The organism is Burkholderia sp. AU45388 (genome assembly GCF_030481585.1).
In the GTDB taxonomy this organism is placed as follows: Bacteria; Pseudomonadota; Gammaproteobacteria; order Burkholderiales; family Burkholderiaceae; genus Burkholderia; species Burkholderia sola.
The window spans coordinates 1-26057 of sequence record NZ_JAUJPV010000025.1; the positions used below are offsets into that span (position 1 = coordinate 1).

Annotated in this window: 20 protein-coding genes; 11 read left to right on the top strand and 9 right to left on the bottom strand. The window is 66.2% G+C overall.

What is annotated here, in order from left to right; all coding sequences use genetic code 11:
* The 6 genes from QZM72_RS29305 to QZM72_RS29330 all read left to right on the top strand — a co-directional run.
* The coding region (locus QZM72_RS29305; protein ID WP_301739803.1) for a YadA-like family protein at positions 1–5684 on the top strand (5684 nt) is incomplete at its 5' end.
* 151 nt (positions 5685–5835) lie between these two features.
* A complete protein-coding gene (locus QZM72_RS29310; RefSeq protein ID WP_301739805.1) occupies positions 5836–6567 on the top strand; it encodes an OmpA family protein in 732 nt (243 codons plus the stop codon).
* Positions 6568–6677: 110 nt separating this feature from the next.
* Positions 6678–8870, top strand: coding sequence for an Ig-like domain-containing protein (locus QZM72_RS29315; RefSeq protein ID WP_301739806.1), 2193 nt, complete (start codon positions 6678–6680; stop codon positions 8868–8870).
* Positions 8871–9129: 259 nt separating this feature from the next.
* Positions 9130–9276, top strand: coding sequence for a hypothetical protein (locus tag QZM72_RS29320; protein WP_301739807.1), 147 nt, complete (start codon positions 9130–9132; stop codon positions 9274–9276).
* Positions 9273–11615, top strand: a complete 2343-nt coding sequence (locus QZM72_RS29325) for a type I secretion system permease/ATPase (RefSeq protein WP_301739808.1) — start codon at positions 9273–9275, stop codon at positions 11613–11615. The genes QZM72_RS29320 and QZM72_RS29325 overlap by 4 nt, the downstream gene beginning before the upstream one ends.
* Positions 11612–12862, top strand: a complete 1251-nt coding sequence (locus QZM72_RS29330; RefSeq protein WP_301739809.1) for an HlyD family type I secretion periplasmic adaptor subunit — start codon at positions 11612–11614, stop codon at positions 12860–12862. Before QZM72_RS29325 ends, QZM72_RS29330 begins: the two co-directional genes overlap by 4 nt.
* Here the strand turns inward: QZM72_RS29330 and QZM72_RS29335 are convergent.
* Positions 12849–13157 carry a hypothetical protein gene (locus QZM72_RS29335; RefSeq protein ID WP_301739810.1) on the bottom strand — a complete coding sequence of 103 codons (309 nt, stop codon included), beginning with the start codon at positions 13155–13157 and terminating at the stop codon, positions 12849–12851. The two genes, QZM72_RS29330 and QZM72_RS29335, sit on opposite strands and share 14 nt — an antisense overlap.
* A gap of 46 nt (positions 13158–13203) precedes the next feature.
* Here QZM72_RS29335 and QZM72_RS29340 point away from each other — a divergent pair, with 46 nt between their 5' ends.
* Together QZM72_RS29340 and QZM72_RS29345 are read left to right on the top strand one after the other, a co-directional pair.
* Complete coding sequence (locus QZM72_RS29340) at positions 13204–14466, top strand: TolC family protein (protein WP_301739811.1); 1263 nt, start codon at positions 13204–13206, stop codon at positions 14464–14466.
* Between the two features lie 45 nt (positions 14467–14511).
* Positions 14512–15420 (top strand): hypothetical protein, encoded by a 909-nt coding sequence (locus tag QZM72_RS29345; RefSeq protein ID WP_301739812.1) that lies wholly within the window; start codon positions 14512–14514, stop codon positions 15418–15420.
* A gap of 65 nt (positions 15421–15485) precedes the next feature.
* Here QZM72_RS29345 and slmA read toward each other — a convergent pair whose 3' ends face one another.
* From slmA to argB, 3 genes are read right to left on the bottom strand one after another with little or no spacing between them, the layout of a single operon-like run.
* Positions 15486–16151: a nucleoid occlusion factor SlmA gene (gene slmA / locus QZM72_RS29350; protein ID WP_301739813.1), complete on the bottom strand. Its 666-nt coding sequence runs from the start codon at positions 16149–16151 to the stop codon at positions 15486–15488.
* Complete coding sequence (locus QZM72_RS29355; RefSeq protein ID WP_301739814.1) at positions 16118–16909, bottom strand: pyrimidine 5'-nucleotidase; 792 nt, start codon at positions 16907–16909, stop codon at positions 16118–16120. Before QZM72_RS29355 ends, slmA begins: the two co-directional genes overlap by 34 nt.
* Positions 16906–17805, bottom strand: coding sequence for an acetylglutamate kinase (gene argB, locus QZM72_RS29360; RefSeq protein ID WP_027785735.1), 900 nt, complete (start codon positions 17803–17805; stop codon positions 16906–16908). Before argB ends, QZM72_RS29355 begins: the two co-directional genes overlap by 4 nt.
* A gap of 294 nt (positions 17806–18099) precedes the next feature.
* On the opposite strand from argB, the gene QZM72_RS29365 reads away from it, so the two are divergent.
* The 3 genes from QZM72_RS29365 to QZM72_RS29375 all read left to right on the top strand — a co-directional run bounded on the left by QZM72_RS29365 (position 18100) and on the right by QZM72_RS29375 (position 20402).
* Positions 18100–18324 carry a cysteine-rich CWC family protein gene (locus QZM72_RS29365; protein ID WP_011546466.1) on the top strand — a complete coding sequence of 75 codons (225 nt, stop codon included), beginning with the start codon at positions 18100–18102 and terminating at the stop codon, positions 18322–18324.
* A gap of 91 nt (positions 18325–18415) precedes the next feature.
* Positions 18416–19846 (top strand): ATP-binding protein, encoded by a 1431-nt coding sequence (locus tag QZM72_RS29370; RefSeq protein ID WP_301739815.1) that lies wholly within the window; start codon positions 18416–18418, stop codon positions 19844–19846.
* Positions 19847–19859: 13 nt separating this feature from the next.
* Positions 19860–20402: a response regulator transcription factor gene (locus QZM72_RS29375; RefSeq protein ID WP_021156278.1), complete on the top strand. Its 543-nt coding sequence runs from the start codon at positions 19860–19862 to the stop codon at positions 20400–20402.
* A 76-nt stretch (positions 20403–20478) separates the two neighbouring features.
* Here the strand turns inward: QZM72_RS29375 and hslU are convergent, their stop codons facing one another.
* From hslU to QZM72_RS29400, 5 genes are all read right to left on the bottom strand, one after another.
* On the bottom strand, positions 20479–21822 hold the full coding sequence (hslU, locus tag QZM72_RS29380) for an ATP-dependent protease ATPase subunit HslU (protein ID WP_089468725.1): 1344 nt from the start codon (positions 21820–21822) through the stop codon (positions 20479–20481).
* A 10-nt stretch (positions 21823–21832) separates the two neighbouring features.
* A complete protein-coding gene (hslV, locus tag QZM72_RS29385; protein ID WP_047899301.1) occupies positions 21833–22369 on the bottom strand; it encodes an ATP-dependent protease subunit HslV in 537 nt (178 codons plus the stop codon).
* Between the two features lie 237 nt (positions 22370–22606).
* Positions 22607–23023, bottom strand: a complete 417-nt coding sequence (gene dksA, locus QZM72_RS29390; protein WP_006477498.1) for an RNA polymerase-binding protein DksA — start codon at positions 23021–23023, stop codon at positions 22607–22609.
* Positions 23024–23518: 495 nt separating this feature from the next.
* Positions 23519–24694 carry a GTP-binding protein gene (locus QZM72_RS29395; protein ID WP_301739857.1) on the bottom strand — a complete coding sequence of 392 codons (1176 nt, stop codon included), beginning with the start codon at positions 24692–24694 and terminating at the stop codon, positions 23519–23521.
* Between the two features lie 103 nt (positions 24695–24797).
* Positions 24798–26012: a class I SAM-dependent rRNA methyltransferase gene (locus QZM72_RS29400; RefSeq protein ID WP_301739816.1), complete on the bottom strand. Its 1215-nt coding sequence runs from the start codon at positions 26010–26012 to the stop codon at positions 24798–24800.
* Between the last annotated feature and the right edge of the window lie 45 nt (positions 26013–26057).

The window sequence follows — 26057 nt, forward strand, 5'->3', positions numbered from 1 at the left end:
GCGAGGATGGCAAGACGCTGGCCGCGGTGACGTACGACAAGAACGCGGACGGCACGCCGAACTACAAGTCGGCCACGCTGGCGGGCGAAGGCGGCACGAAGCTGTCGAACGTGAAGGCCGGTACGGCAGACATGGACGCAGTGAACGTGTCGCAACTGAAGTCGTCCGGCTTGATCGGCGAGGATGGCAAGACGCTGGCCGCGGTGACGTACGACAAGAACGCGGACGGCACGCCGAACTACAAGTCGGCCACGCTGGCGGGCGAAGGCGGCACGAAGCTGTCGAACGTGAAGGCCGGTACGGCCGATGCGGACGCGGTGAACGTGTCGCAACTGAAGTCGTCGGGTCTGATTGGCGACGACGGCAAGTCGTTGGCTGCGGTGACGTACGACAAGAAGGCAGACGGTACGCCGAACTACAAGTCGGCGACGCTGGCGGGCGAAGGCGGCACGATCCTGTCGAACGTGGCGGACGGCAAGGCCGACAAGGACGCGGTGAACGTGTCGCAGTTGAAGTCGTCGGGCTTGATCGGTGACGACGGCAAGTCGGTTGCCGCGGTCACGTACGAGAAGAATGCGGACGGTACGCCGAACTACAAGTCCGTGAAGCTGGCGGGCGAAGGCGGTACGACGCTGTCGAACGTGAAGGCAGGCAAGGCCGATGAGGACGCGGTGAACGTGTCGCAGCTGAAGTCGTCGGGTCTGATCGGCGACGACGGCAAGTCGGTCGCCGCGGTGACATACGACAAGAAGGCAGACGGTACGCCGAACTACAAATCGGCCACGCTGGCGGGCGAAGGCGGCACGATTCTGTCGAACGTGGCGGATGGCAAGGCCGACAAGGACGCGGTGAACGTATCGCAACTGAAATCGACGGGCCTGATCGGTGACGACGGCAAGTCGCTGGCCGCGGTGACGTACGACAAGAACGCGGACGGCACACCGAACTACAAGTCGGTGAAGCTGGCGGGCGAAGGCGGTACGACGCTGTCGAACGTGAAGGCGGGCAAGGTCGACACGGACGCGGTGAACGTGTCGCAACTGAGGTCGGCGGGCTTGATCGGCGAGGACGGCAAGTCGGTCGCCGCGGTCACGTACGAGAAGAACGCGGACGGCACGCCGAACTACAAGTCGGTGAAGCTGGCCGGTGCAGGCGGCACGGTTCTGTCGAACGTGGCGGATGGCAAGGCCGACAAGGATGCGGTGAACGTGTCGCAACTGAAGTCGTCGGGCCTGATCGGCGAGGACGGAAAGTCGCTGGCCGCGATCACGTACGACAAGAACACGGACGGCACGACGAACTACAAGTCGGCGACGCTGGCCGGCGAAGGCGGTACGACGCTGACGAACGTGAAGGCTGGCCAACTGTCGGCGACGAGCACGGACGCGGTGAACGGCTCGCAACTGTTCGCGACGAACGAGAGCCTGGGCAAGCTGAACGACGCGTTGGAGAACGGCGGTGTCATCGACGGTACGACCGGTGAATCGCTAGCGGTGGTGTACGACAGCACGTCGAAGGACAAGGTGACGCTGGCCGGCGGCAAGACGGGCACGATCCTGTCGAACGTGCAGGCCGGTACGGCCGACCTGGACGCAGTGAACGTGTCGCAGTTGAAGTCGTCGGGCCTGATCGGCGAAGACGGCAAGTCGATCGCCGCGGTGACGTACGACAAGAACGCGGACGGCACGCCGAACTATGGTTCGGTGACGCTGGGCGGCGGGAAGTCGACGGGCCCGGTGACGCTGTCGAACGTGGCGGCCGGTGTGGCCGGCACCGATGCCGTCAACGTCGACCAGTTGGACGATATGTATGACAGGCTCACCAACGGCGCGATCGATCTCAAGTACATCAAGGTCAAGTCGGCAGGTCTCAAGGCAGTTGCGAACGGCAATGAATCTGTCGCGATCGGTTCGAGCGCGTTTGCAAGCAAGCCTTTTACGCTGGCTTTGGGTTCGGGTTCGCGCGCGACCGGCGACCATTCGGTTGCAATCGGTGCGAACTCCGTCGCCGACGAGGACTTCACCGTGGCGGTCGGCGACACGAGTCAGCAGCGCCGAATCGTCCACCTCGCCGATGGCATCGACGCAACGGATGCCGTCACGATGCAGCAGCTGACCGATGCGATGAAAACCGCCAATACGAACATCGATCAGAAGATGCTGCGGATGACGCGTGACGTCGAATCGAAGCCAGGCACCTTCGTTGCGATCGAAGGGATGGGTGCGGACGGCACCATGCCGAACGTGGCATCGATTGGCGGTGCGGATCCGACGCTCGGAACGGCCGCGGCCATCGGCGTAGGGAGCGCCGCGGGCGGGCTCGATGCGGTCGCGATCGGTCTGCAGGCGGGCGCCCTTTCGGCGAGCTCGGTTGCGCTCGGCAGCTTTGCGCAGACGGGGGTCGATCAACCGTTCTCGGTCGCGATGGGCAGCATGGTCACGACGAACGGCGCCGGTGCGCTCGCCATCGGTTCCCACGCGAAGGCCAATGCGGAAAACGCGGTGGCGGTCGGTAACAACGGCGTGATGGCCGTTGGCAAGAGCTCGATTGCCCTGGGCGACAAGGCGACGACGCTGAGCGGGAGTGTGAACGGCATCGCCATCGGCACGAACGCGAACGTGGCCAAGAACGTGGCTGACGCCGTCGCGCTCGGCGCGAACGCGAAGGCGACTCAGTCGAACAGCATCGCGCTGGGTGCCGGCTCGCTCGCGGATCGTGCGAATGCGCTGTCGATCGGCTCGGCAGGCGCCGAGCGTCAGATCATCCACGTGGCGAAGGGCACGCAGAACACCGACGCGGTGAACCTCGCGCAGCTCAAGGGTCTCGCGGACGTGGTCGGCGGCGGTACGGGCTTCGACGCGAACGGCGACGTGACCGCGCCGACGTACACGATCGACGGCAAGGAGTACCACAACGTCAACGACGCGCTGCAGGCTGCGGCGAAGAGTGGCAGTGATGGCGGTAACGGCACGGATCCGAATGCGGTCGCCTATGACGGTGCGCAGAAGGACTCGGTGACGCTGGCCGGCCAGAACGGTACGACGTTGTCGAACGTGGCGGCGGGCAAGGCCGACATGGACGCGGTGAACGTGTCGCAGCTCAAGTCGTCCGGCCTGATCGGCGAGGACGGCAAGTCGGTTGCCGCAGTGACGTACGAGAAGAACGCGGACGGCACGCCGAACTACAAGTCGGTGAAGCTGGCGGGCGAAGGCGGCACGGTTCTATCGAACGTGGCGGCGGGCAAGGCCGACACGGACGCGGTGAACGTGTCGCAGCTGAAGTCGTCGGGCTTGATCGGTGACGACGGCAAGTCGATTGCCGCGGTGACGTACGACCGTAACCTGGATGGCACGACAAACTACGGCTCGGTGTCGCTGGGCGGCGGGAAGTCGGCGGATCCGGTGACATTGTCGAACGTGGCCAAGGGTAAGGCTGGCACCGACGCGGTGAACGTCGATCAACTGACGGACGCAATCCGCGACGTGGAAGGAGGCATGAACCCGCTGGCGATGGCGTACGACAGCGTGAGCAAGGACACGGCGACGCTGGGCGGCCAGAGCGGCACGACGCTGTCGAACGTGAAGGCCGGTACGGCCGACATGGACGCGGTGAACGTGGCGCAGCTGAAGTCGTCGGGCCTGATCGGCGAGAGCGGCAAGTCGCTCTCGGCCGTGACTTATGACACGCACGCCGACGGCACCACGAACTTCGCGTCGGTGACGTTCGGGGGCACGAACGCCGGTATCCCTGTCGCATTGCATAACATCGCAAACGGCAAGGCATCGACGGACGCGGTCAACGTGTCGCAGCTGAAGGGCGTGACCGATGCAATCGGTGGCGGCCTGGGCATCGACGCGGACGGCAAGATCACCACGCCGGTGTATACGGTCGACGGCAAGGATTACGCGTCGGTCGGCGATGCCATCAAGGCGCTCGAGCAACGTGACGGCGGTTCCGGCAACGGCACGGACCCGAACGCGGTCGCCTATGACGACGCCACCAAGGCATCGGTGACGTTGGCGGGCGCGAAGGGCACGGTGATTCGCAACGTCGCGGACGGCTCGCTGGCGCTGGACAGCACCGAGGCAGTCAACGGTGGCCAGATGAATTTCGCGTTGTCCAGCATCGCGGACAGTCTCGGCGGTGGCGCCAAGTTCGATCCGGTGACCGGCGATATTTCGGCGCCGACGTATGAATTGACCGGGGCGGACGGGTTCAAGGACACGTACGACAACGTCGGCGATGCGTTCACACATGTCGACGAGCGTATGAACGAGAGCGCGAAGCAAATCGAGACGCTGGCTCAGGGCGTCAAGAACGCGGTTCGGTACGACGACGACAACCACACCTCCGTCACGCTCGGTGGCGTGGGTGCGGCGGCGCCGGTCAAGCTGAAGAACGTCGCGGACGGTACCGACGAAACCGATGCGGTCAACGTGCGGCAGTTGCGCTCGGCCGGCCTGGTCGGTGAAGACGGCAAGCTGCAATCGGCGGTCGTGTACGACAAGAACGACGACGGCACCACGAACTACGGCTCGTTGACGCTCGGCGGCAAGGGTGCCGCAGCACCGGTCGCACTGCATAACGTGGCGGCGGGTACGGCCAAGACGGATGCGGTGAACGTCAGCCAGTTGAGTGGCGTGACCGATGCGCTCGGCGGCGGTGCCAAGATCGACGAGACCACCGGCGAGATCGTTGCGCCGACCTACAAAGTGGATGACAAAACTTTCCACAATGCAGGCGACGCGCTGACGAACATCGACAGCCGGGTCACGCAGATCCAGAACAATCTCGGTGAAGCCACGAAGCTGGTCGGCGCGGTCGCGTACGACAAGAACGGCGACGGCACCGTGAATTGGGGCAAGGTGACGCTTGGCAACGGCTTGTCGACGGGGCCGGTGGTGCTGACGAATGTCGCGGACGGCAAGACCCAGTACGACGCCGTGAACTACGGCCAGTTCTCGAAGCTGGAAGGGCGCGTCAACGATATCGACGAACGTCTGACCGTGGCAACCAAGCCCGGTGACGACAACAACGGCGGTTCAGGCAAGAACGGCAACGACCTGATCAGCGGCACGGGCGGCAGCGGCAAGGATAGCGGTGAAGTCGTCGCCGCGAAGCCGGGCACCGGCAACGGCAACATCGCTGTCGGCTCCGGGTCGCAGATCGCCGATGCCAAGAACAACGGCACGGCAATCGGCGCCGGCTCGAAGGTGCAAGCGGACGACGGCACGGCGCTCGGCCACGGTGCGACCGTGTCGTCCAGCGCGACCAACTCGGTTGCGCTGGGCAGCGGGTCGAAGGCAACCGAAGCCAACACCGTGTCGATCGGCTCGGACGGCCACGAGCGCCGGCTTGTCAATGTCGCGGACGGCATCAAGAAAACCGATGCCGTCAACAAGGGGCAGCTCGACCGGGCGATCGGCGGGATGCAAGGTCAGATCAATGACATGGCGCGCAATGCCTACTCGGGTATTGCGGCAGCCACGGCGTTGACGATGATTCCGGGTGTCGATCCGGGCAAGACCTTGTCGTTCGGTGTGGCCGGTGCGTCGTACAAGGGCTATCAGGCGGTTGCGATGGGCGGTGAAGCGCGCATCACGGAAAACCTGAAGATGCGTGCCGGCGTCAGCCTCAGCAGCGGCGGCAACACCTTCGGTGCAGGTGCGTCGTATCAGTGGTAAAGCGGCAACGCGGGCCGTTCGGCCCGCGCCGTCACCCCCTGCGTGGCCGAGCGGGCGCTTGTCGTCCGCCACGCCACGCACCACGCCACACGACCAGCTTCATTTCCATCCGTCAATTTCCAGGAGTCCGCCTCGAGCGGACCGAATCATCATGAATAAACCACAACACTTCGTCCGTCGGGGTCTGCTCGGCGCATTCGTCGTCGTGCTGAGCGCATGCACGACGCAATCGGGCCCGACCTATACCGTCCGGGCGATCAAGGCGTCCGATCAGCCGGCGCCGGTCTTTCGCGTGACCTGCGAGGGGCTCGTCTCCAGCACGAAATCGTGCGAGGCAGCCGCGCAGAAGTTCTGCGCCGGCAAGCCGGTCACGCCGCTGCAAACGGTCGATCGCGTGCGTCGCGGCGCCGCGATGGGCGATCCGCGCGAACTGACGTTCATGTGCGGCGTGCCGCCTCAAGCACCCGTCCAGCCGCCTGTCGCCGCGCAACCGCAACCGGTCGAGCAGCCGCAGGCGGTCGCCGCGCCGATTGCGCAGCGCCAGGTGCTGCTGCAAGGCAGTGCGAACTTCGCGTTCGACAGCGCAGTGCTGACCCCGAGTGCCCGCCAGGAGCTCAATCGCTTCCTGGACATGAATCGCGACGCCCGGTTTCGCCGTGTGACGGTCACGGGCTATACGGATTCGCAGGGCGCGCACGCCCATAACGTCCGACTGTCCGAGGCGCGGGCTCGCGCGGTTGCCACGTACTTGCGTACGGGCGGATTGCGTGCCGAACACGTCACGACCGTCGGCAAGGGGGCGGAAGAGCCGGTTGCGACCAATTCGACGGCGGAAGGACGTGCGCAGAACCGGCGCGTCGAGATCGAACTCGAGGCCGGGTAACGAGCGGCGAACGATGGCTCCGCGGCAAGCGGTGGTGGTTGCCGCGGAGCCAAATGATTGAACTGTCCGGATGGCTCCGGGACATCCAGGACTGACACGAGAAAGTAACCATGGCAGAGCAGAAAGCAACGACACGTCCATCGCGTCCGACGATCGATACAGTGACCGACAACGTACCGCCGCACACCGGCGTGATCGAAAAAGGCGGGTTGACCAACGATCCGCGCCCGACGGTGAGCGGCCGCGGCGACCCTGGTGCGACGATTCACATTCTGGTGGACGGCGTGCAGGTCGGCACCGCGGTAGTCGGCGCGAACGGCACGTGGAGCTTCGCGCTCACTCAGCGGCTGAGCGACGGCGAGTATCGCCTGACGGCGCGCGCGAGCAACGAGATCGGCATGAGCGTGCCGTCGGCGTCGTACGGCATCCAGCTCGACACGACGCCGCCGTCGCAGCCGAAGATCGACGCGGCGACGGAAGGCACGCAACCGATGCTGTCGGGGCAGGCCGAAGCGTATTCGACGGTGACGATCTACGACGGCGCGACGGTGCTGGGCACGGTGAAGACGAGCATCGACGGCACGTGGACGTTCCAGTTGCCGTCCGGCCTGTCGAACGGCAGCCACGCGTTGACGGTGACGGCCCAGGATCCGGCGGGCAATACGAGTATCCGGTCGGCCGGCTTCGACGTGACCATCGGTCCGGTTGCGCCGCCGTCACCGCTGGCGAAGGCACTGCTGGACGACATGGGGCGCGACAGCGGCAACTTCAACTTCGACCGATTGACGAACGACGGCACGGCAGGTCGTTTGCTGAGCGGCCATCTGGTGGGTGCGCTCGCGGCGGGCGACAAGGTGCAGGTATCGACGGACGGGGGCCGGACGTGGATTGACGCGTTGATGAAGTCGGACGGCACGTGGGTCGCGATCGATCCGAACACGCACACCGGCAACTGGACGATCCAGACGCGTGTGGTCAATGCGGTCGGAAACGCCGGTGAGGTTGAGTCGACGGATGTCGCGCTGAAGATGTTCGTGTATCCGCCGACGTTCGTCGAGTTTGTCGACGGCGCCGTCATGGTGAAGTTCGTGGGGGCGCAGCTCGAGGCAGGCTCAAGGCTGTCCGTGATGGTTGGCGATCGGTTTTTCATGCATACGCTGACTGCGGCAGAAATCGCGACCGGCACAGCGAAGTTCGTTTTGCCGAACGATGCGTCGGGCATGCCGGCCGCGGCTATCGTCGACACGGCAGGCAACATCTCTCAGTATCGGCAACCTGCGACGATCGAGTTTGGCGAGAACTTCAACGCGGCGAGGTCGGCATCTTTGTTCAAAGGAGAATCCGTTTCTTTTGCGCATTTCACGCTGACTGGTATCGAAGACCTCGGACATACATACTGGAGTCAGGGAATTTATAGCGGAAACGGCTTCAAGATCGATCCGACCTACGGCCTTTCGTCGCCTCCGTCGACGATGGCACTCGGCATTACCGGCAAAGTCAGGCTCGACCTGAAGGACGGCGCCGGCGCGACGCACTTCGCTTTCGACGTGGGGGACGTCACGGGAGGTGAATACCTGGTCCTGACCTTTCGTGATGGCACTGGCAAAGTGATTTATACGAGTAAGCCGATTACGACGGGGGAGGGCATCCTTCAGCACGTCGAGATCGATATGCCAAAAGGACTAGCATTCACCTCGATCGAATTCGATCAACAATGGCGAACCGTGCCGAACGGAGCGCTGACATGGATCGACAACTTCCAGTTCTCGAGGCCTGTTCCTGATCAATTGATTGATCCGCCTGCGTTCCTCGAGCTTGCCGGCGATACCGCCTACTACGGCGGGAGTGGCGATACCGTATTCACCGTCGGCGACGTTTCGTACTTCACGCGCAACTCGAGCGGTGTCCACGGTGGTGCTGGAGTCGATACGTTGAAGCTGACCGGAAGCGGTCAGACACTGGATCTTGCAACGCTGATGGACGTAGGCGGCCACTGCAAGATCTCGTCCATCGAGATTGTCGACATTACCGGCACCGGCAACAACGCGCTGAAACTGTCGATGCGCGACGTGCTGGAACTCGGCCATGAAAACGTGTTCCGGAGCGACGGCCATACGCAATTGATGGTCAAGGGCGATGCCGGCGACCGGGTCGAATTGTCCGGCATGAAAGGGCTGGATGCCGGGCAGTGGACGAAGCACGGGCTGGTCGCGGTCGATGGACTGGCTTTCATGCTTTACGAGAACGCCGCGATGAACGTCGAACTGCTGGTGCAGGCTATCGTCACGACTCAATTGGGTTGATGTGTAGAGCCCTGAAATGCGCGTCGGTGCATTTCGGGGTTTTACTTCCGTTGGTGTTACCGCGTCACCCCGGCTTTCTTCCCGAGGGCGTCCGGTGTTGCCTCTACCCGGAAAATTCGGAATTCAAACTTGTCCTATTCGACCGGTATTTTCTTTCGGTCGTGTCCCATTTGAGGCCGCGGAAACATTCCGTAAAGTTGTTTCCTCTCGAGTGCGATCCTGCCGATGGCCATCGCATGTTCCGTCGGCCGAAGCCGCCATGGTCAAGCTGGCGGAGCAGGCGTGTTTTGGCACCATCGTCTCGCGGTTCGCCGAATGGGCGCTGCCCATGAATCTCGGTACTTCGCCTCAGTCTTCCGTCAATTCTCTCGGCCACGCAGTGGCCGCATCGTCCGTTTCGATATGAATGCTCAACCTTCCGATGCTGGTAGCGATAGCGAACCGGTCCTGCCTGATTCCCTCACCTGCGACAGCCTGCTCGATTCGATCGCCTGGCTTTGCGCACATTACGGGTTCGGTAGAAGTCATGCGGTCCTGACTGCCGGTCTCGCCAGGTACGGTGCGCTGACGCCGTCGCTCGCGATCGAGGCGCTCACGCATGCTGGGCTAGCCGCGAAGCTGGTGGCGCGTCCGCTCGCGCAATTGCCCGAGCATCTGTTGCCGGCCGTGCTGTTGCGCCGCAACGGCAGTGCCTGCGTGCTGCTCGGCTGGCGCATCGACGATGCGGCGGCGCCCGAGCCGCAGGTCCTGTTTAGCGTCGTGATGCCTGAACTCGGCGACGCGCCGGTCGAATGCACGGAAGCCGAGCTGAACGACGCCTACTCCGGTCACGCGCTGCTCGTGAAGCCCGCGGCGAAGGTCGACGCGCGTCCGGACGACCTGCCGACCGAATCGGCCGGCCACTGGTTGCTGCGCACGCTGTGGCGCTATCGCAGCTACTACGCGAGCGCGGCCCTCGGCGCGTTTCTGATCAACGTGCTCGGCCTCGCCAGCGTGTTCTTTACGATGAACGTGTACGACCGCGTCGTCCCGAACCAGGCATACGTGACGCTCTGGTCGCTCGCGATCGGGGTGGCGTTCGCGATGCTAATGGAAGCCGTATCGCGGCATGTACGCGCGCACGTGCTCGACACCGCCGGCAAGAAGGCCGATCTGGTGCTCGGCAGCCTGCTGTTCCGGCAGGCGCTGGCGATCCGGCTGGAGCGCCGGCCGGCGTCGGCCGGATCGTTCGCGCACCGGCTGCGCGAGTTCGAGTCGGTTCGGGACTTCGCGACGTCGGCGACGCTGTCGGCGATCTCCGATCTGCCATTCGTGTTCCTGTTCGTCGCGGTGGTGTTCGCGGTTGGCGGTCCGCTCGGCTGGATTCCGCTGCTGATGATTCCGCTGATCGTCGGCCTCGGTGCGATCGTGCAGTGGCCGCTCGCGCGAGCGATGCGCGAAAACCTGCGCGAGGCGTCGCTCAAGCAAGGCGTGTTGATCGAATCGATCGACGGGCTCGAGACGCTCAAGGCGGTCGGCGGAGAAGGCGCGATGCGCCACCGCTGGGACGCGTTCAGCGCGAAGACGGCGGCCTCGTCGATGCAGTCGCGGCAGCTGTCCAGCATGGCGACCAGTTGCGTTGCGTTCCTGCAGCAAATGCAGACCGTGGTGATCGTGATCGCGGGCGTGTACTTGATCGGCGAAGGCAAGCTGACCCAGGGCGCGCTGATCGGCTCGGTGATGCTCGCGGGCCGCGTGACGGCGCCGCTCAGCCAGGTGATGGGGCTCGCGCTGCGTTTCCAGCAGGCGAAGACGGCCCTGTATTCGCTCAACGAACTGATGGCGATGCCGGTCGAGCACGAGCCGGGGCAGGACTATCTGGCGAAGCCGCCGCTCAGCGGCCACGTGAAGCTCGACGGCGTGTCGTTCGCGTATCCGTCGGCCGGGCTGCAGGAAAACGCACCCGCGCTGGACAAGGTGTCGGTGGAGATTCGGCCGGGTGAGCGCGTCGCGATACTCGGACGGGTCGGCAGCGGGAAATCGACGCTGCTGCGTCTGATCGCGCGGCTTTATCAACCGACAGAGGGCAAGCTGCTCGCCGACGGGCTCGACGCTGCACAGATCGCGCCGGCCGACTGGCGCCGTGCGTTCGGCTACGTCGGTCAGGACAGCCGGCTGTTTTACGGGTCGCTGCGCGAGAACATCACGATCGGTCGTCCCGACGTGCCGGCCGCGGAATTGCTGCGTGTGCTGCAACTGACGGGGCTCGATGCGCTGGTCGCCCGGCATCCGATGGGCGTGAACCTGCAGGTCGGCGAGAACGGGCGCGACCTGTCGGGCGGCCAGCGTCAGCTCGTCGCGCTGGCGCGCAGCCTGATCGCGCGGCCGCGCACGTTGCTGCTGGACGAGCCGACGAGCGCGATGGACACCCAGACGGAATCGCTCTTCATCGAGCATCTGAAGCAGGCGAGCGCCGGCCAGACGCTGGTCGTGGTGACGCATCGCACGTCGTTGCTGACGCTGGTCGACCGGATCGTGATCGTCGATCAGGGCAAGGTCGTGATGGATGGGGACAAGGCGCGCGTGCTGGCGGCGTTGTCGGGGCAGCCCGAGCCGGTTGGGCCGACCGGGCATCACGCGTCGCCCGACGAGCCGCAGCGAAGCCGGGCGCCGAAAGTGCGCGTGGTCGAGCGCGGCGCGGGAGCGGTGGCCACGGATCAAACAGCGGCGTCGGCACCGGCGGCCATGACAGCGGAGGCATCGTGATGCATCGGATTCGATCGATGCTGGGCCGCAAGCGGGCGCCGTGCCTGAGAGCGGCCGATGTCGCGTACATGAGCGACATCCGCGAGGCGCTGCTGGTGCGCTCGTCCGCCGGCGCGCAGTTGACGCTCTACGTGGTTGCCGTGGTGCTGGTCGCGGGGCTCGTCTGGGCGCACTTCGCTCGCGTCGAGGAGGTCACGCGCAGCGATGCGACGGTGGTGTCGCCGAGCCGCGAGCAATGGATTCAGAGCCTCGAGGGCGGCATCGTCCAGTCGGTGGCGGTGCACGAGGGCGAGGTGGTCGAGAAGGGACAACTGCTCGCGAAGATCGATCCGGCGCGCGCGCAGGCGAGCTATCGCGAAGTGTCGACCAAGGCGCTGGAGTTGCAGGCGAACGTGTCGCGCGCGCGCGCCGAGGCGTATGGGGCGCAGCTGACCTTTGCGGAAGAGGTGAAGCGTGAACCGGGCCTCGTCGCGCAGGCAACCGCGACCTACCGTGCGCGCCGCCAGGCGCTCGACGAGCAGGTCGCCGCGTTGCGGCGGAGCCAGGCGCTGGTGCGGCGCGAGATCGCGATGTCGGAGCCGCTCGCGGCGAAGGGGCTGGTTTCCGAAGTCGAGATGCTGCGCATGCGGCGTCAGGCGACGGACATCGATGCCCAGATCGCGGAACGCCGGAGCCGGTTTACCGCGGATGCCAGCACCGAGCTGTCGCAGCTCGAGCAGGAGCTCGCGCAAACCAACGAGGTACTGGCCGGCCGCGCGGACGTGCTGGCGCGCACCGACGTCGTCGCGCCGATGCGCGGCGTGGTGAAGAACATCCGCATCCGCACGGCAGGCGGCGTCGTGCAGTCGGGCGAGCACATCATGGAGATCGCGCCGCTCGACGGCCGCGTGCTGATCGAGGCACGGATCAAGCCGTCCGACGTTGCGTTCCTGCGGCCGGGATTGCCGGTGCTCGTGAAGCTGAGCGCGTACGACTTCGCGATCTACGGCGGGCTGTCCGGGCACGTCGTCAGCGTCGGTCCGGACACGTTGAAGGACGATCAGAAGGCGGCGATGGGGCGTCCCGATGCGAATTACTACCGGCTCATGGTCGAGACGGATGCGGACGCGCTGGTCGCGGCCGGCAAGCATCTGCCCGTCTTGCCGGGCATGCAGGCGACGGTCGATATCCGCACCGGCGAGAAGACGGTGCTCGATTACCTGCTCAAGCCGATTTTCAAGGCCCGCGAGGCCTTCAGGGAGCGGTGATCATGAGCGGCCTTCGAGTTATCCGCGCACCCGTCGGTGTGCGCGAACGGGGCTGGGTGTGCCGGGGCGCCGTATCGGCGGTGCTGCTCGCGCTGTCGGTGTGGCAGGTGGTTGGGGTGGCGCATGCCGCCAGTGTCAGGGAGCCGCATATGGTGGCTTCGACGTCGGTTCCGGTATCGACATGGGTGTCTCCTGCATCGGCATCGGCGCCTTTGACGTCGGCTCCGGCGTCGACTTCGATGGAGAGTGAGTCGGTCGAGGCTGCGTCGCGGTCGACGGCGAGCGATTCGCGCACCGTATCACGCGCATCCGGCGCCGCGGATTCGCGCGCAGGTGTTCTCGTGTCAGTGCCCGACGATGCCGCATCGGGCTCGGCCCCTGCCTCCGCGATGACGGAGCGTGACCTGCGGCGGATGCTGTACACGGCGGCTGAAGCGGCGGTCGACGTCAGCCCGCAGGTGCGGCGCTTGTACGCGGAGTACCAGGCTGCGCAATCGGACGTCGATCAGGCGAAGGGTGCGCGCTGGCCGCAATTGCAGTTGAGCGGCCAGACGCGTGCCGCGCAGTTCGGCTCGAACGCTGGCAGCGCGTACGATCCGGGCAACGCACTGAGCGTGAACCTGACGACGACGCTGTTCGACTGGGGACGCACCGATAAAACGATCGGCAGCCGGCAGGATCTGGCGAGCGCCGGCCAGGAACGCTACGTCGCGCAGATGGAGGATTCCGCCTATCAGGTCGCCGCCACGCTCGTCGAGCTTTCGAAGCAACGCAACATTGCCGCGCTGAGCCAGCGCTTCGTCGACCGGATGTCACGCCTCGTGCGAATGCTCGACGAAATCGTCGCGGTCGACCGCGGCCGCGGCAGCGAGCTGACGCAGGCGAAGGCCCGCTTGCTGCAGGCCGAAGCGAGCCGCGACGCGGCACTGGCGAAATGCCGAACGGCCGAGCTGAATCTTCGCAAGCTGGTGGGGGAACGGCCGGTGCCGATTCCGGCGGAATCGAGCTGGCCGCTGCATCCGGGCAATCTCGACCGGCTGATGTCCGCGCTCGACGAGAATCCGCGACTGCGGCAGGCACGTGCCGAGGCCAGCGCGGCGGAGCTGAACCGCGATGCGGTGCGGGCGGCGTCGAAGCCGCAACTGAACTGGGTCGTCAGCACGAATACCGGACGCGACTCGATCGGACGCCGGATGCCCTGGCAGACGATGCTCACGCTGACGTGGAACGCGTTCACGGGCGGTGCCGCAACCGCGGCGACCGATGCGGCGACGTATCGTGCGTCGGCAAGCTGGCGCGGGGTCGAGCAGATGCGCCTGGATCTGGAGTACCAGGTGCGCAGCGCCGAGGAAGATGCGCATGCATTCGGCGAGCGCGCGGACCAGTATCGCGACCTGTCGGTGGAATCGGCGCGCGTGCGCAGCGCATTTTTCGATCAGTGGTATCACCTCGGGCGCCGCTCGCTGCTCGACGTGCTGATTGCCGAAAGCGACGACTACAACAATCGCGTCAACGAGGTGGCGTACCGCTTTGACGGCTATGCCGCGACGCTGCGCGGCTACGCATCGGCCGGCATGCTCGTGCAATGGCTGCGTGAAGGATGACGCATCGCGCGGTGCCTGGCGTCGCGCCGGGCAACGAGGGAAATCATGAATCCTGGATCGATCGATAACTGGTTTGCATTGCCGCCGCCGCGGGCGGCTTCCTATCTGCCTGCGCCTTATGGCGTCCGGCGCGGCGTCCCGGGTCAGTTCGCGCATCTGTCGCCGGGGGGCGTCTATCTGCCGGCGCCACGGTCGCGCCGCGGTGTGGCTGTCGCCGCGGCCGCAGGGGCTGCCGATTTCGGGCACGACAATCTTGCATGGAGTCGCACACCGCCTCCGCGCGGCCGTGGCCGCGTCATGTTGGCTGCGATCGGGGGCGCATTGCTCGGTACAGCGTTGACGGTGCTTTTCGGCGGGATGCTGGCGGACCGCTGGGCGGAATTCGGTCGAATGGCGCGAGGAAGGCTGCCCGAAGGGAGCGCGGGATCCGCATCGATCGTGGCGGCGGCTGCCGAGTCGGCTGCGACGCTGCGCCCGGCATCGGCCTCGGATCCTGCGTCGGCGTCGAGCCTGGCATCGGCTTTCCCGGCCGCTTCGGCACCCGCATCGATTTCTATGCCGAGCGCCGGTCAATCCGGGATGCCGCCCGATCCGCCGCGCCGGAAGGGTGCCCACGCGGTGCCGGCGTTGCGCTTGCCGCCGCCAAGGACGTCCGACATGGCGGGCATGTCGGTTCGCGAGCGGCAGAGGATGCGCCCGGTACCCGTGCGAACCGTATTGCCTAGCATGCCGGCGAAGCTTCGCTCGACGGCGCCCGTCGATACGTCCGATACGACCTCATCGGGTGCGCCCGCCCCATGCGGTGCCGACTGGCCGTGCGGCGACGCATTGCGATCGTTGCAGGCCGAGTTGAAACAATGGGAAGCTGCCCGACAGTCGTCGGCGCCGGCCGATAGCCGAGCGGAGCAGATGCCGGTTCGTCTGACCGATCACCCGCGTGTGACGGAGTGGTGATTCAGGCAGAGCCGCCGGCGGAAGCCAGGGCGCGCGGTCGCCAGGCCATGGCTCGTCTCATGCGTTCACTGCAGGATCAACCGCAAATGCGCATCGGCCTGCTCGCCGGGCGGCTTCTGAAACCCGCCTTTGGCAAACCGATGCCACCTGCCGATCACGTAGCTGACGAGCAGGCTCGCCCGCGCACCGGGATCGTAGTCGGCCGGCAGCGCGAACGGCGTCGCGCCGTCCTGCGGCGCATTCGCCTCGGTGCGCGCGACCCGCAGGCATTGCTTGACGGTCGCCTCGATCCGATCGAGCAACTGGTTCACGCGTTCGGTGAGCCGCTCGTCCTCGCCGACCAGCGCCTCGCCGGTCAGCACGCGTGTCATTCCCGGGTTTTTCGCGGCGAAATTGAGCATCGTCAGCGCGATCGTGCGCGCCTGCAGCACGCCGTTCGGCTCCTTCGCGACGATCTGGTTGACGAGCCCGAACAGCGCCTGCTCGATGAACTCGATCAGCCCTTCGTACATCTTCGCCTTGCTGCTGAAGTGCCGGTACAGCGCCGCTTCCGACACGTCGAGCCGGGCCGCGAGCGCGGCTGTCGTGATTTTTTCCGGCTTCGGGGCCTCGAGCATCGCCGCGAGCATCTGCAGGATCATCACGCGGCGCTCGCCCGGCTTGGGGCGCGGGCGGGACGGCGTGGCCTTGTCTTCCGTTACGGCTTGGTCCTGCGGGTAAGTCGGCTGCATTTTTGTCGCCCCGATCGTGTGCCCAGTCGCAGCGATTTTAACGAACGAATGCGCTGGTCGACATAATGCGGCCGTCCGGTTGCCGGCAAATGGCCGGGCAGGTGGCCCGTGATCCATACCGTGCGGATGCCCAGACGCTTGTAGCGCTTCAGGTGGCTCCGCGTATCCTCGACGAGGATCGCGTCGGCGAACCGCGCATGCGCGGCGCGCAGCGTCCGGCGCAGCATCGCATGGTCGGGCTTCGCGCGCCACGCGCGGCGGTCGCGCATGTGCTCGATCGCGATCACGCGCTCGAACAGCCGCTCGATGCCCAGCTCGTGCAGCACCGCGCGCGCATAGTTTTCCGGCGCGTTGGTCAGGATCAGCTTGCGGCCCGGCAGCGCGGCGACGATGCGCGCCAAGCCGCGCTCGGCGCGCACCATCGCGGGCAGGTCGGAAAACGTGTGGACCACGCGCAGGAAGTCGTGCGGGTCGATCGGATGATGGCGCGTGAGGCCGAGCAGCGCGGCGCCGTAGCGCTCGGTGTAGCCGTTGCGCAGGCGATCGGCTTCGGTGCGCTCGACCTGCAGCGCGTCGACGATGTATTGCGTCATCGCACGGTTGATCTCGGGAAAGATCGCATGCGATGCGTGGTGAAGCGTATTGTCGAGATCGAACAGCCAGACGGGCGCGCCGGCGCGCGGCCGGCTGCGGGAGATGCGCCGGCGTCGCAATGACGCCGGCAGGTCGGTGCGGGAGGGTGGGCGGCGCGCGCTCAATGCGAGCGGATCATCGTGCCGAACGGCTGCTCGGTCAGGATTTCCAGCAGCACCGAGTGCTCGATCCGGCCGTCGACGATGTGCACCGACTTCACGCCGCTCTTCGCGGCGTCGAGCGCCGACGAGATCTTCGGCAGCATGCCGCCCGAGATCGTGCCGTCCTCGAACAGCGCGTCGATCTCGCGGGCGGACAGGTCGGTCAGCAGGTTGCCGTCCTTGTCCATCACGCCCGGGATGTTGGTCATCATCAGCAGCTTCTCGGCGTTCAGCACCGTGGCGAGCTTGCCCGCGACCAGATCCGCGTTGATGTTGTACGACAGGCCGTCCTGGCCGAGGCCGATCGGCGAGATCACCGGGATGAACGCATCGTCCTGCAGCGCCTTCACGACCGCCGGATTGATCGCCTCGACTTCGCCGACCTGGCCGATGTCGATGTACTGGCCCGGGTTGTCGCGGTCCGGCATCAGCAGCTTGCGTGCATGGATCAGGCCGCCGTCCTTGCCCGTCAGGCCAACCGCGTGGCCGCCGAAGTGGTTGATCAGCATCACGATGTCCTGCTGCACTTCGCCGCCCAGCACCCATTCGACGACTTCCATCGTCTCTTCGTCGGTGACGCGCATGCCCTGGATGAAGGTGCCGGCCTTGCCGATCTTCTTCAGCGCGTGATCGATCTGCGGACCGCCGCCGTGGACGATCACCGGGTTGATGCCGACCAGTTTCAGCAGGATCACGTCGCGTGCGAAGCCCTGCTTGAGCCGCTCTTCCGTCATCGCGTTGCCGCCGTATTTGATCACCACGGTCTTGCCGTGGTAACGGCGGATGTACGGCAGCGCCTCCGCGAGGATTTCTGCTTTCAGCGTGGGGGCGATCTGCGAGAGGTCGATGGGCTCGGACATGGCGGCGGCTCTGGCTGGGAACGGTTGAAACAGGGCGAATTGTACAGGAGTGGCGCAGCGCAGCATCGGGTTTTTGGGCGGGGCGGAACCCCCGGCGGCGCGACGCGGCATCGCACGCGGCGGCCCGCCGGCTATGGCGCGGCGCGATTCGGGAGGAACCGCGCGGGTGGCTTCGGCCGGCCGCCACGCGCGCATTTGCGACGGATCCCGGCCAGGCGGCCGGCGTGCAAAATCCTTCCACCGCGCTATGCTTGTCGCGTGGGGCGATGTCCCGCCCGTTTCCGCGATTGCGCCATGACCGATTCCGCCGCCGACGCTCGTTCCGCTCCGCGCCGCGCGCGCTGCCCGCACTGCGGGCGCGGCTTCGACTGCGGCGCGCATACGCAGCCGTTCGACTGCTGGTGCGCGGCGATGCCGGTGCCGCCCGGCGGCACGCCGCCCGCGGCCGGTGCGCGGTGCCGATGCCCCGAATGCCTGGCCGACGAGATCGCGCAGCGCATGGCCGGCGCGGCCGGTTGACGAGGCCGCGCCACGCACGCGCGTCGCCCGTTCCTGCGAGCGGATCCGGCCCCGCTAGAGGCGCCGCCCGCTAAACGGGTAAACTGCCCGGATGCAACGAATCACCACCACCGGACGCGTCAACCTCAGTCACCTGTTCTGGCTCCGCAATCTCGCGATCATCGGCCAGCTCGTGACGATCGGCGTCGTGCAGACCTATTTCGGCGTGCATCTGCCGTTGCCGGCGATGCTGATGGTCATCGCGCTCGAAATCGTTTTCAATGCGCTGACCTGGGTGCGCGTGCTGCGCGCGCGGCCCGAGACCAATTTCGAGCTGCTCGGCCAGCTGTGGGTCGACCTCGGCGCGCTGTCCGCGCTGCTGTTCCTGTCGGGCGGCACGACCAACCCGTTCGTGTCGCTGTACCTGCCGTCGCTCGCGATCGCGGCGGCCGTGCTGCCGTGGCACCTGATGATCTGGCTCGCGGCGTTCGCGGTCGCCTGCTACGCGGCGCTCGGCTTCGATTCGGTGCCGCTCAACATGGACAACCCGGCGAATCTGTTCGATTACTACCGTACCGGCATGTGGGCGAACTTCATGGTCAGCGTCGGGCTGATCGCGTGGTTCGTCGCGCGCATGTCGAACGCGCTGCGCCAGCGCGATGCGGCGCTCGGCGAGGCGCAGCAGCATCTGCTGCGCGACGAGCGGGCCGTCGCGCTCGGCGTGCAGGCCGCCACCGTCGCGCATGAAATGGGCACGCCGCTGTCGACGATCGCGATGCTGGCCGAGGAGTTGCGCGACGCGGCGCGCGCCGATCCGGGGCTCGCGCGCTACGAGGCCGACCTGAAGGTGCTCGAGGAGCAGATGTCGCTGTGCACGTCGGCGCTCGCGCGCCTGCGCAGTCGCGCGAGCGCGCCGGCCAGCCGCCAGCCGGTGGACGACTGGCTCGACACGTTCGTCGAGCACTGGCGCCTGCGGCATCCGCACGTGCAGTTCGAGTTGCTCGGCGCGCGCCCGGCGGGCGTCGCGCTCGACGATACGGTCGCGGCCGGCCAGATCCTGACGATCCTGCTCGACAACGCCGCGCGCGCGAGCCCGCAGCGGGTGACGCTCGCCGCGAAGGTCGCGCATGGCGGCACGGCCGACGAAATCGAATTCGAGGTATGCGACGACGGGCCCGGCATTCCGGCCGCGCTGCGCGAATCGCTCGGCGCGATGCCGGTCGACAGCACGCAGGGCGGGCACGGCGTCGGCCTGTATCTGGCGTTCAGCGCGGCCGCGCGGCTCGGCGGCGAGATCGAACTGTCCGATGTGACGCCGCGCGCGGCGGGCGGTAACGGGCGGGCCGGCGGTGCGGCGAATGGCCACGCAGCGGCCGCATCGGGACAACGCGCGGGCTCGCGCACGGGTGCACATCCAGCCGAACGGCCAGCCGGCGCGCCGGACAGCCGCGCGGCCGGCACCGCGACCGGGCGCGGCACGCGGGCCGTGCTGCGCCTGCCGGTCGTGCGCGTCGCGCTGCCGGCTGTCTCAACCAACACGTAGACGGAGAAACCACATGAGCGAGAACAATTTCCTGGTGATCGACGACAACGAGGTGTTCGCGGGCACGCTCGCGCGCGGCCTCGAGCGCCGCGGTTACGCGGTCCAGCAGGCGCACGACAAGGAGGCGGCGCTGCGGCTCGCCGCGGGCGGCAAGTTCCAGTTCATCACCGTCGACCTGCATCTCGGCGAGGATTCGGGGCTGAGCCTGATCGCGCCGTTGTGCGACCTGCAGCCCGATGCGCGGATTCTGGTGCTGACCGGCTATGCGAGCATCGCGACCGCCGTGCAGGCCGTGAAGGAAGGCGCCGACAACTACCTCGCAAAGCCGGCGAACGTCGAGTCGATCCTCGCCGCGCTGCAGACCAACGCGACCGAAGTGCAGGCCGACGAGGCGCTCGAGAATCCGGTCGTGCTGTCGGTCGACCGGCTCGAATGGGAGCACATCCAGCGCGTGCTGGCGGAGAACAACAACAACATTTCGGCGACCGCGCGGGCGCTGAACATGCACCGCCGCACGCTGCAGCGCAAGCTCGCGAAGAAGCCGGTGCGGCAGTAAGGTAAGCGGCGCACCAACGAAAACGGGCGGCCCCCGACGAAAGGGGCCGCCCGTTTTTCATCCGGCGACGCGCGCGTTACAGCACGTAGCGCGACAGGTCCTCGTCCTGCGACACTTCGCCGAGCGCGCGGTCGACATACTGCGCGTCGATCGTCACGCGTTCGCCGGCGTGGTTGCCGGCCGAGAACGACACTTCCTCGAGCAGCTTCTCGATCACCGTGTACAGCCGGCGCGCGCCGATGTTCTCGGTTTTCTCGTTGACCGCGAACGCGATCTCGGCGAGGCGCCGGATGCCGTCGTCGGCGAATTCGAGCTGCACGTCCTCGGTGGCGAGCAGCGCCTGGTATTGCTTGACGAGGCTCGCGTCGGTGGCATCGAGGATCGCCTCGAAATCTTCGACCGACAGCGAATCGAGTTCGACGCGGATCGGGAAGCGGCCTTGCAGCTCCGGAATCAGGTCGCTCGGCTTCGCGAGGTGGAATGCGCCGCTCGCGATGAACAGGATGTGATCGGTTTTCACCATCCCGTACTTCGTATTGACCGTCGTGCCTTCGACGAGCGGCAGCAGGTCGCGCTGCACGCCCTGGCGCGACACTTCGCCGCCGCTGCCTTCGTTGTTGCGCGACGTGATCTTGTCGATCTCGTCGAGGAACACGATGCCGTTCTGCTCGACGTTCTGCACGGCCTTCGTCTTCACTTCCTCTTCGTTGAGCATCTTCGCCGCTTCCTCGTCGGTCAGCAGCTTCAGCGCTTCCTTGATCTTCACCTTGCGGCGCTGCTTCTTGCCGCTGCCGAGGTTCGAGAACATCGAGCGGATCTGCTCGGTCATCTCTTCCATTCCGGGCGGCGCCATGATGTCCATGCCGACCGACGGCTGCTCGAGGTCGAGCTCGACTTCCTTGTCGTCGAGCTGGCCTTCGCGCAGACGCTTGCGAAACGTCTGGCGCGTCGCGTTGTTGTCGTCGTTCGCGTGCTCGGCATTGCCGCCGAAGCCCACCGCGCGCGGCTGCGGCAGCAGGATGTCGAGGATGCGGTCTTCCGCCTGGTCGGTCGCCTTGCTGCGCACCTTGCGCATTTCGGATTCGCGCGTCTGCTTGACCGAGATCTCGATCAGGTCGCGCACGATGCTGTCGACGTCGCGGCCGACGTAGCCGACTTCGGTGAACTTGGTCGCTTCGATCTTGATGAACGGCGCGTCGGCGAGCTTCGCGAGGCGGCGCGCGATTTCCGTCTTGCCGACGCCCGTCGGCCCAATCATCAGGATGTTCTTCGGCGTGATTTCCTGGCGCAGCGGCTCGGCGACCTGCTGGCGGCGCCAGCGGTTGCGCAGCGCGACGGCGACGGCCTTCTTCGCCTTTGCCTGGCCGATGATGTGCTTGTCGAGTTCCGAGACGATCTCGGCAGGGGTCATGGTGCTCATGGGGCTGTCCTTACTCGATCGTTTCGATGATGCGGTTGTGGTTCGTGTAGATGCACATGTCGCCGGCGATCCCGAGCGACTTCTCGACGATCTCGCGCGGGGACAGCTCGGTGTTCTCGACCAGCGCGCGGGCCGCGGCCTGCGCGTACGCACCGCCCGAGCCGATCGCGCAGATGCCGCCTTCCGGGTCGAGCACGTCGCCGTTGCCGGTGATCACGAGCGTGGTGGTTGCATCGGCCGTGATCAGCATCGCCTCGAGGCGGCGCAGCATCCGGTCGGTGCGCCAGTCCTTCGCAAGCTCGACGGCCGCGCGGGTCAGGTTGCCCTGGTGCTTCTCGAGCTTCGCCTCGAAGCGGTCGAGCAGCGAGAACGCATCGGCGGTGCCGCCCGCGAATCCGACCAGAACCTGGTTGTTGTAGATCCGCCGCACTTTCCGCGCGCCACCCTTCATGACGATGTTGCCGAGGGTTACCTGGCCGTCGCCGCCGAGCGCGACCTGGTCGCCGCGCCGGACCGAAACGATGGTCGTGCCGTGAAATTGCTCCATCTGCGTTCCTTGAGAAAAACGGGGAAGAGTCGGGCGGCGCGATGCGCCGCCGCGTGAATCCGCAGTGCGCCGGGGAGCGGCCCGGCGCGCGTCCGTTTCATTTTAGGGCGGGCGCCGGGATATCAAGAGGGGAAGGCAAATCGGCCGGCGGCCGGGAACCGGTGCCGGGAAAACAAAAAGCGCGCGGCAGGCCGCGCGCTTTCGGGAAGCAGCGTGTCTGAGCGGAGCGCCGCTCGATCAGTCGCCGAACAGCTTCTGGCGCAGCTCGCGGCGCTCCTGCGCTTCGAGCGACAGCGTGGCGGTCGGGCGCGCGAGCAGGCGCGGAATGCCGATCGGTTCGCCGGTTTCCTCGCACCAGCCGTAATCGCCGGAATCAATGCGGGCGAGCGACTGCTGAACCTTCTTGAGGAGCTTGCGTTCGCGATCGCGCGTACGCAGCTCGAGCGCGTGCTCTTCCTCGATCGTCGCGCGGTCGGCGGGATCGGGGACGATCACCGTCTCGCGCAGGTTCTCGGTCGTCTGGCCTGCATTCTTGAGGATGTCCGCCTGCAACTGTTCGAGCCGATTTTTGAAGAAGGCGAGCTGATCCTCATTCATGTAATCCTTGTCGCTCATCTTCAGGATTTCGGCTTCGGTCAAGAGTTTCTTCGTCATCTGCTTGCTTCTTCAATGTGCGGCAAATCGAGAGATATTGCCTGCACTTTGGGATTACCCGCAACCGCCCTTGCAATCATTTGCGATTTGCCGCCGCGGGGCCGAAAGCCTCTGGAAAACCGGTTCTCAAATACCAGGATAGGCCTGGCGCGGAGTTGCGCGCGCTGCGAACCGGGGTGCTGCGCGGCACATCGCATCGGCCGCGGCCGGGTGGCGGATGGGCGATCCGGCGCGGTTGCGATGCCCGGAAAACTGGTTCAGCAAGAACCGGGCCTGTTTGTTACCGTACTCCAGCGGGCACGTATTGTAACTGAATCGCAAGCGGGCGCCGTATCGGGTCGATCCCCGTCGGCTGCGCCAATATCTAGAAAATATAACGCGCAAATCGCGAAAAAGCGATGACGGCGAAACCCTGCCCGAAAAAGGCGCCACGCGGCGGCCGCGGCCGCCTGCGCTGGCGGCCGGGCAGCGGGGCGCGGCGGGCGCCCGCGCGGGTCAGGCGAGGCAGGCGTCGAGGCCGTCGGTGATCAGGTCCTGCGGCAGGTCGACGCCGATGAACACCATCTTGTTGGTCTTCTTCTCGACCGGCAGCCACTTCGCCGCGAGGTCGCTGCCCATCATCTGGTGCACGCCCTGGAACACGACCTTGCGGTCGACGCCCTTCATGTACAGCACGCCCTTGTAGCGCAGCATCCGCTCGCCGTAGATCTGCAGGATGCCGCCGAGGAAGTCTTCCAGCTTGTTCGGGTCGAACGGGCGGTCGTTGCGGTACACGAACGACTTGATCTTGTCGTCGTGGTGCGCGTGGTGGTGGTTGTGGTGGCCGTGGTCGTGATCGTGCGCGCATTGGCCGTGATCGTGGTCGCAATTCGCGTGATCATGGTCATGGCCGTGATCGTGGTGGTCGTGCGCGTGATCGTCCTCGGCGAGGAAATCGGGATCGATCTCGAGCTTCGCGTTCAGGTTGAAGCCGCGCAGGTCGAAGATTTCCTTGATGTCCGCTTCGCCGAAATTCACGAGCTTGATCACGGCCTTCGGGTTCATGTGCATCAGGCGGTGCTTGAGGCCCGCGACGGTCTGGTCGTCGACCAGGTCCGACTTCGTGATGAACAGGCGATCGGCGAAGCCCACCTGGCGCTGCACCACTTCGTGTTCGTCGAGCTGCGCGTTCGCGTGCTTCGCGTCGACCAGCGTGATGACCGCGTCGAGCAGGAAATCGTCGGCGATCTCGCTGTCGATGAAGAAAGTTTGCGCGACGGGGCCGGGGTTCGCGAGGCCGGTCGTCTCGATCACGATGCGGTCGAAATCGAGCTTGCCTTCGCGCTTCTTCGCGGCCAGATCGCCGAGCGCGCGGGCGAGGTCGCCGCGGATCGTGCAGCAGATGCAGCCGTTGCTCATCTGGATGATCTGCTCGTTCGAATCCTGCACGAGGATTTCGTTGTCGATGTTCTCTTCGCCGAACTCGTTCTCGATCACGGCGATCTTCATGCCGTGCTGTTCGTTCAGGATGCGCTTGAGCAGCGTCGTCTTGCCGCTGCCGAGGAAGCCGGTAAGGATGGTGACGGGAGTGGCCATGTCGGTCGCCTGTGGTTCGTGAATCGGGGTCAAAACGAGGATGTGCGTCGCGCCCTCGCGCTGCGAGCCGGGGCGCACAACCATCCATTGAAACATACCTGTCAAGCCCTCGCCCGTCGTCCGAACGACAGGCGGGAGCGCGGATCCGCCGGGCGCCAGGCCGCGGCCGACGGACGGTCACGCGCCAAGATCGGGGCGGTCAGACGATTTGCAACAGCAGGCCCTTCAGATATTCGCCTTCCGGGAACGCGGCGAGCAGCGGATGATCGACGCCCGCGCCGAGCCGTTTCAGGATGCGCGCGTCGACCTTCGCGTCCGCGGCGGCGCCCGCGACGATCTTCTGGAACAGGTCCATGTCGATCGCGCCCGAGCACGAGTACGTGAACAGCAGTCCGCCCGGGCGCAGCAGCTTGAAGCCGCTCAGGTTGATGTCCTTGTACGCGCGCGCCGCGCGATCGACGCTGTCGCGTGTCGGCGCGAACTTCGGCGGATCGAGCACGATCAGGTCGAAACGCTCGCCTTCGTCGACGAGGCGGCGCAGCGTCTTGAACGCATCGGCGTCGAGCCAGGTCGCGCGTTCGGCGTCGAAGCCGTTGGCCGCGACGTTCTGCTGCGCAAGCGCGAGCGCATCGCCCGACGAATCGATCGACACCACGCGTTTCGCGCCGCCCTTGAGCGCCGCGAGCGAGAAGCCGCCCGTGTAGCAGAAGCAGTTCAGCACGTCGCGGTCGGCCGCGTACTGCGCGACGAGCGCGCGGTTGTCGCGCTGGTCGACGTAGAAGCCCGTCTTGTGGCCGTTGGGCACGTCGACGTGATAGCGCACGCCGTTTTCGTTCGCGATCAGCGTCGCGGGCGGCGCGTCGCCGGCCAGCACGCCGGTCGTCTGTTCGAGCCCTTCCTTGTCGCGGATCGACACGTCCGAGCGCTCGTACACGTTCGGGCAGCCGGTCGCGCCGGTGAGCGCCGCGACGATCGCGTCCTTCCACGCTTCGACGCCCGCGGCCATGAACTGGCAGACGAGCTGGCCGCGCGGCGCCGCGCCGGCTTCGGCGGTGTCCGCGACGTAGTAGTCGACGATCAGCCCCGGCAGCCCGTCGGCTTCACCGAACACGAGCCGCACCGCGCCCGTGCCCGACACCATCGTCGTGCGGTGCGCGACCGCGCGCTGCACGCGGCGCTTGAAGAACGCGTGGTCGATCGGCTCGTGCTCGTCGAAGCTCCACGCCCGCACGCGGATCTGCGACTGCGGGCTGTACGCGCCGCGCGCGAGGAAGCGGCCGTCGTGCGCGCGCACGAGCACGGTCGCGCCGGGCGCGGGCTTGCCGTCGACGCGGTCGATCGCATTGGCGTAGATCCACGGATGGCGGCGCAGCAGCGATTTTTCCTTGGACGGCTTGAGGGTGACGGTTTGCATGATGAGATCGAAAGGGGGAGCCGCGCGCGGCGGATAACACGGGAC

Bases quoted from the DNA above. Each gene is read 5' to 3' on its own strand.
- QZM72_RS29310 (WP_301739805.1), top strand. From the start codon at position 5,836: ATGAATAAACCACAACACTTCGTCCGTCGGGGTCTGCTCGGCGCATTC.
- QZM72_RS29315 (WP_301739806.1), top strand. From the start codon at position 6,678: ATGGCAGAGCAGAAAGCAACGACACGTCCATCGCGTCCGACGATCGAT.
- QZM72_RS29320 (WP_301739807.1), top strand. From the start codon at position 9,130: ATGGTCAAGCTGGCGGAGCAGGCGTGTTTTGGCACCATCGTCTCGCGG.
- QZM72_RS29325 (WP_301739808.1), top strand. From the start codon at position 9,273: ATGAATGCTCAACCTTCCGATGCTGGTAGCGATAGCGAACCGGTCCTG.
- QZM72_RS29345 (WP_301739812.1), top strand. From the start codon at position 14,512: ATGAATCCTGGATCGATCGATAACTGGTTTGCATTGCCGCCGCCGCGG.
- slmA (WP_301739813.1), bottom strand. From the start codon at position 16,151: ATGCAGCCGACTTACCCGCAGGACCAAGCCGTAACGGAAGACAAGGCC.
- argB (WP_027785735.1), bottom strand. From the start codon at position 17,805: ATGTCCGAGCCCATCGACCTCTCGCAGATCGCCCCCACGCTGAAAGCA.
- QZM72_RS29365 (WP_011546466.1), top strand. From the start codon at position 18,100: ATGACCGATTCCGCCGCCGACGCTCGTTCCGCTCCGCGCCGCGCGCGC.
- QZM72_RS29370 (WP_301739815.1), top strand. From the start codon at position 18,416: ATGCAACGAATCACCACCACCGGACGCGTCAACCTCAGTCACCTGTTC.
- QZM72_RS29375 (WP_021156278.1), top strand. From the start codon at position 19,860: ATGAGCGAGAACAATTTCCTGGTGATCGACGACAACGAGGTGTTCGCG.
- hslU (WP_089468725.1), bottom strand. From the start codon at position 21,822: ATGAGCACCATGACCCCTGCCGAGATCGTCTCGGAACTCGACAAGCAC.
- hslV (WP_047899301.1), bottom strand. From the start codon at position 22,369: ATGGAGCAATTTCACGGCACGACCATCGTTTCGGTCCGGCGCGGCGAC.
- dksA (WP_006477498.1), bottom strand. From the start codon at position 23,023: ATGACGAAGAAACTCTTGACCGAAGCCGAAATCCTGAAGATGAGCGAC.
- QZM72_RS29395 (WP_301739857.1), bottom strand. From the start codon at position 24,694: ATGTTTCAATGGATGGTTGTGCGCCCCGGCTCGCAGCGCGAGGGCGCG.
- QZM72_RS29400 (WP_301739816.1), bottom strand. From the start codon at position 26,012: ATGCAAACCGTCACCCTCAAGCCGTCCAAGGAAAAATCGCTGCTGCGC.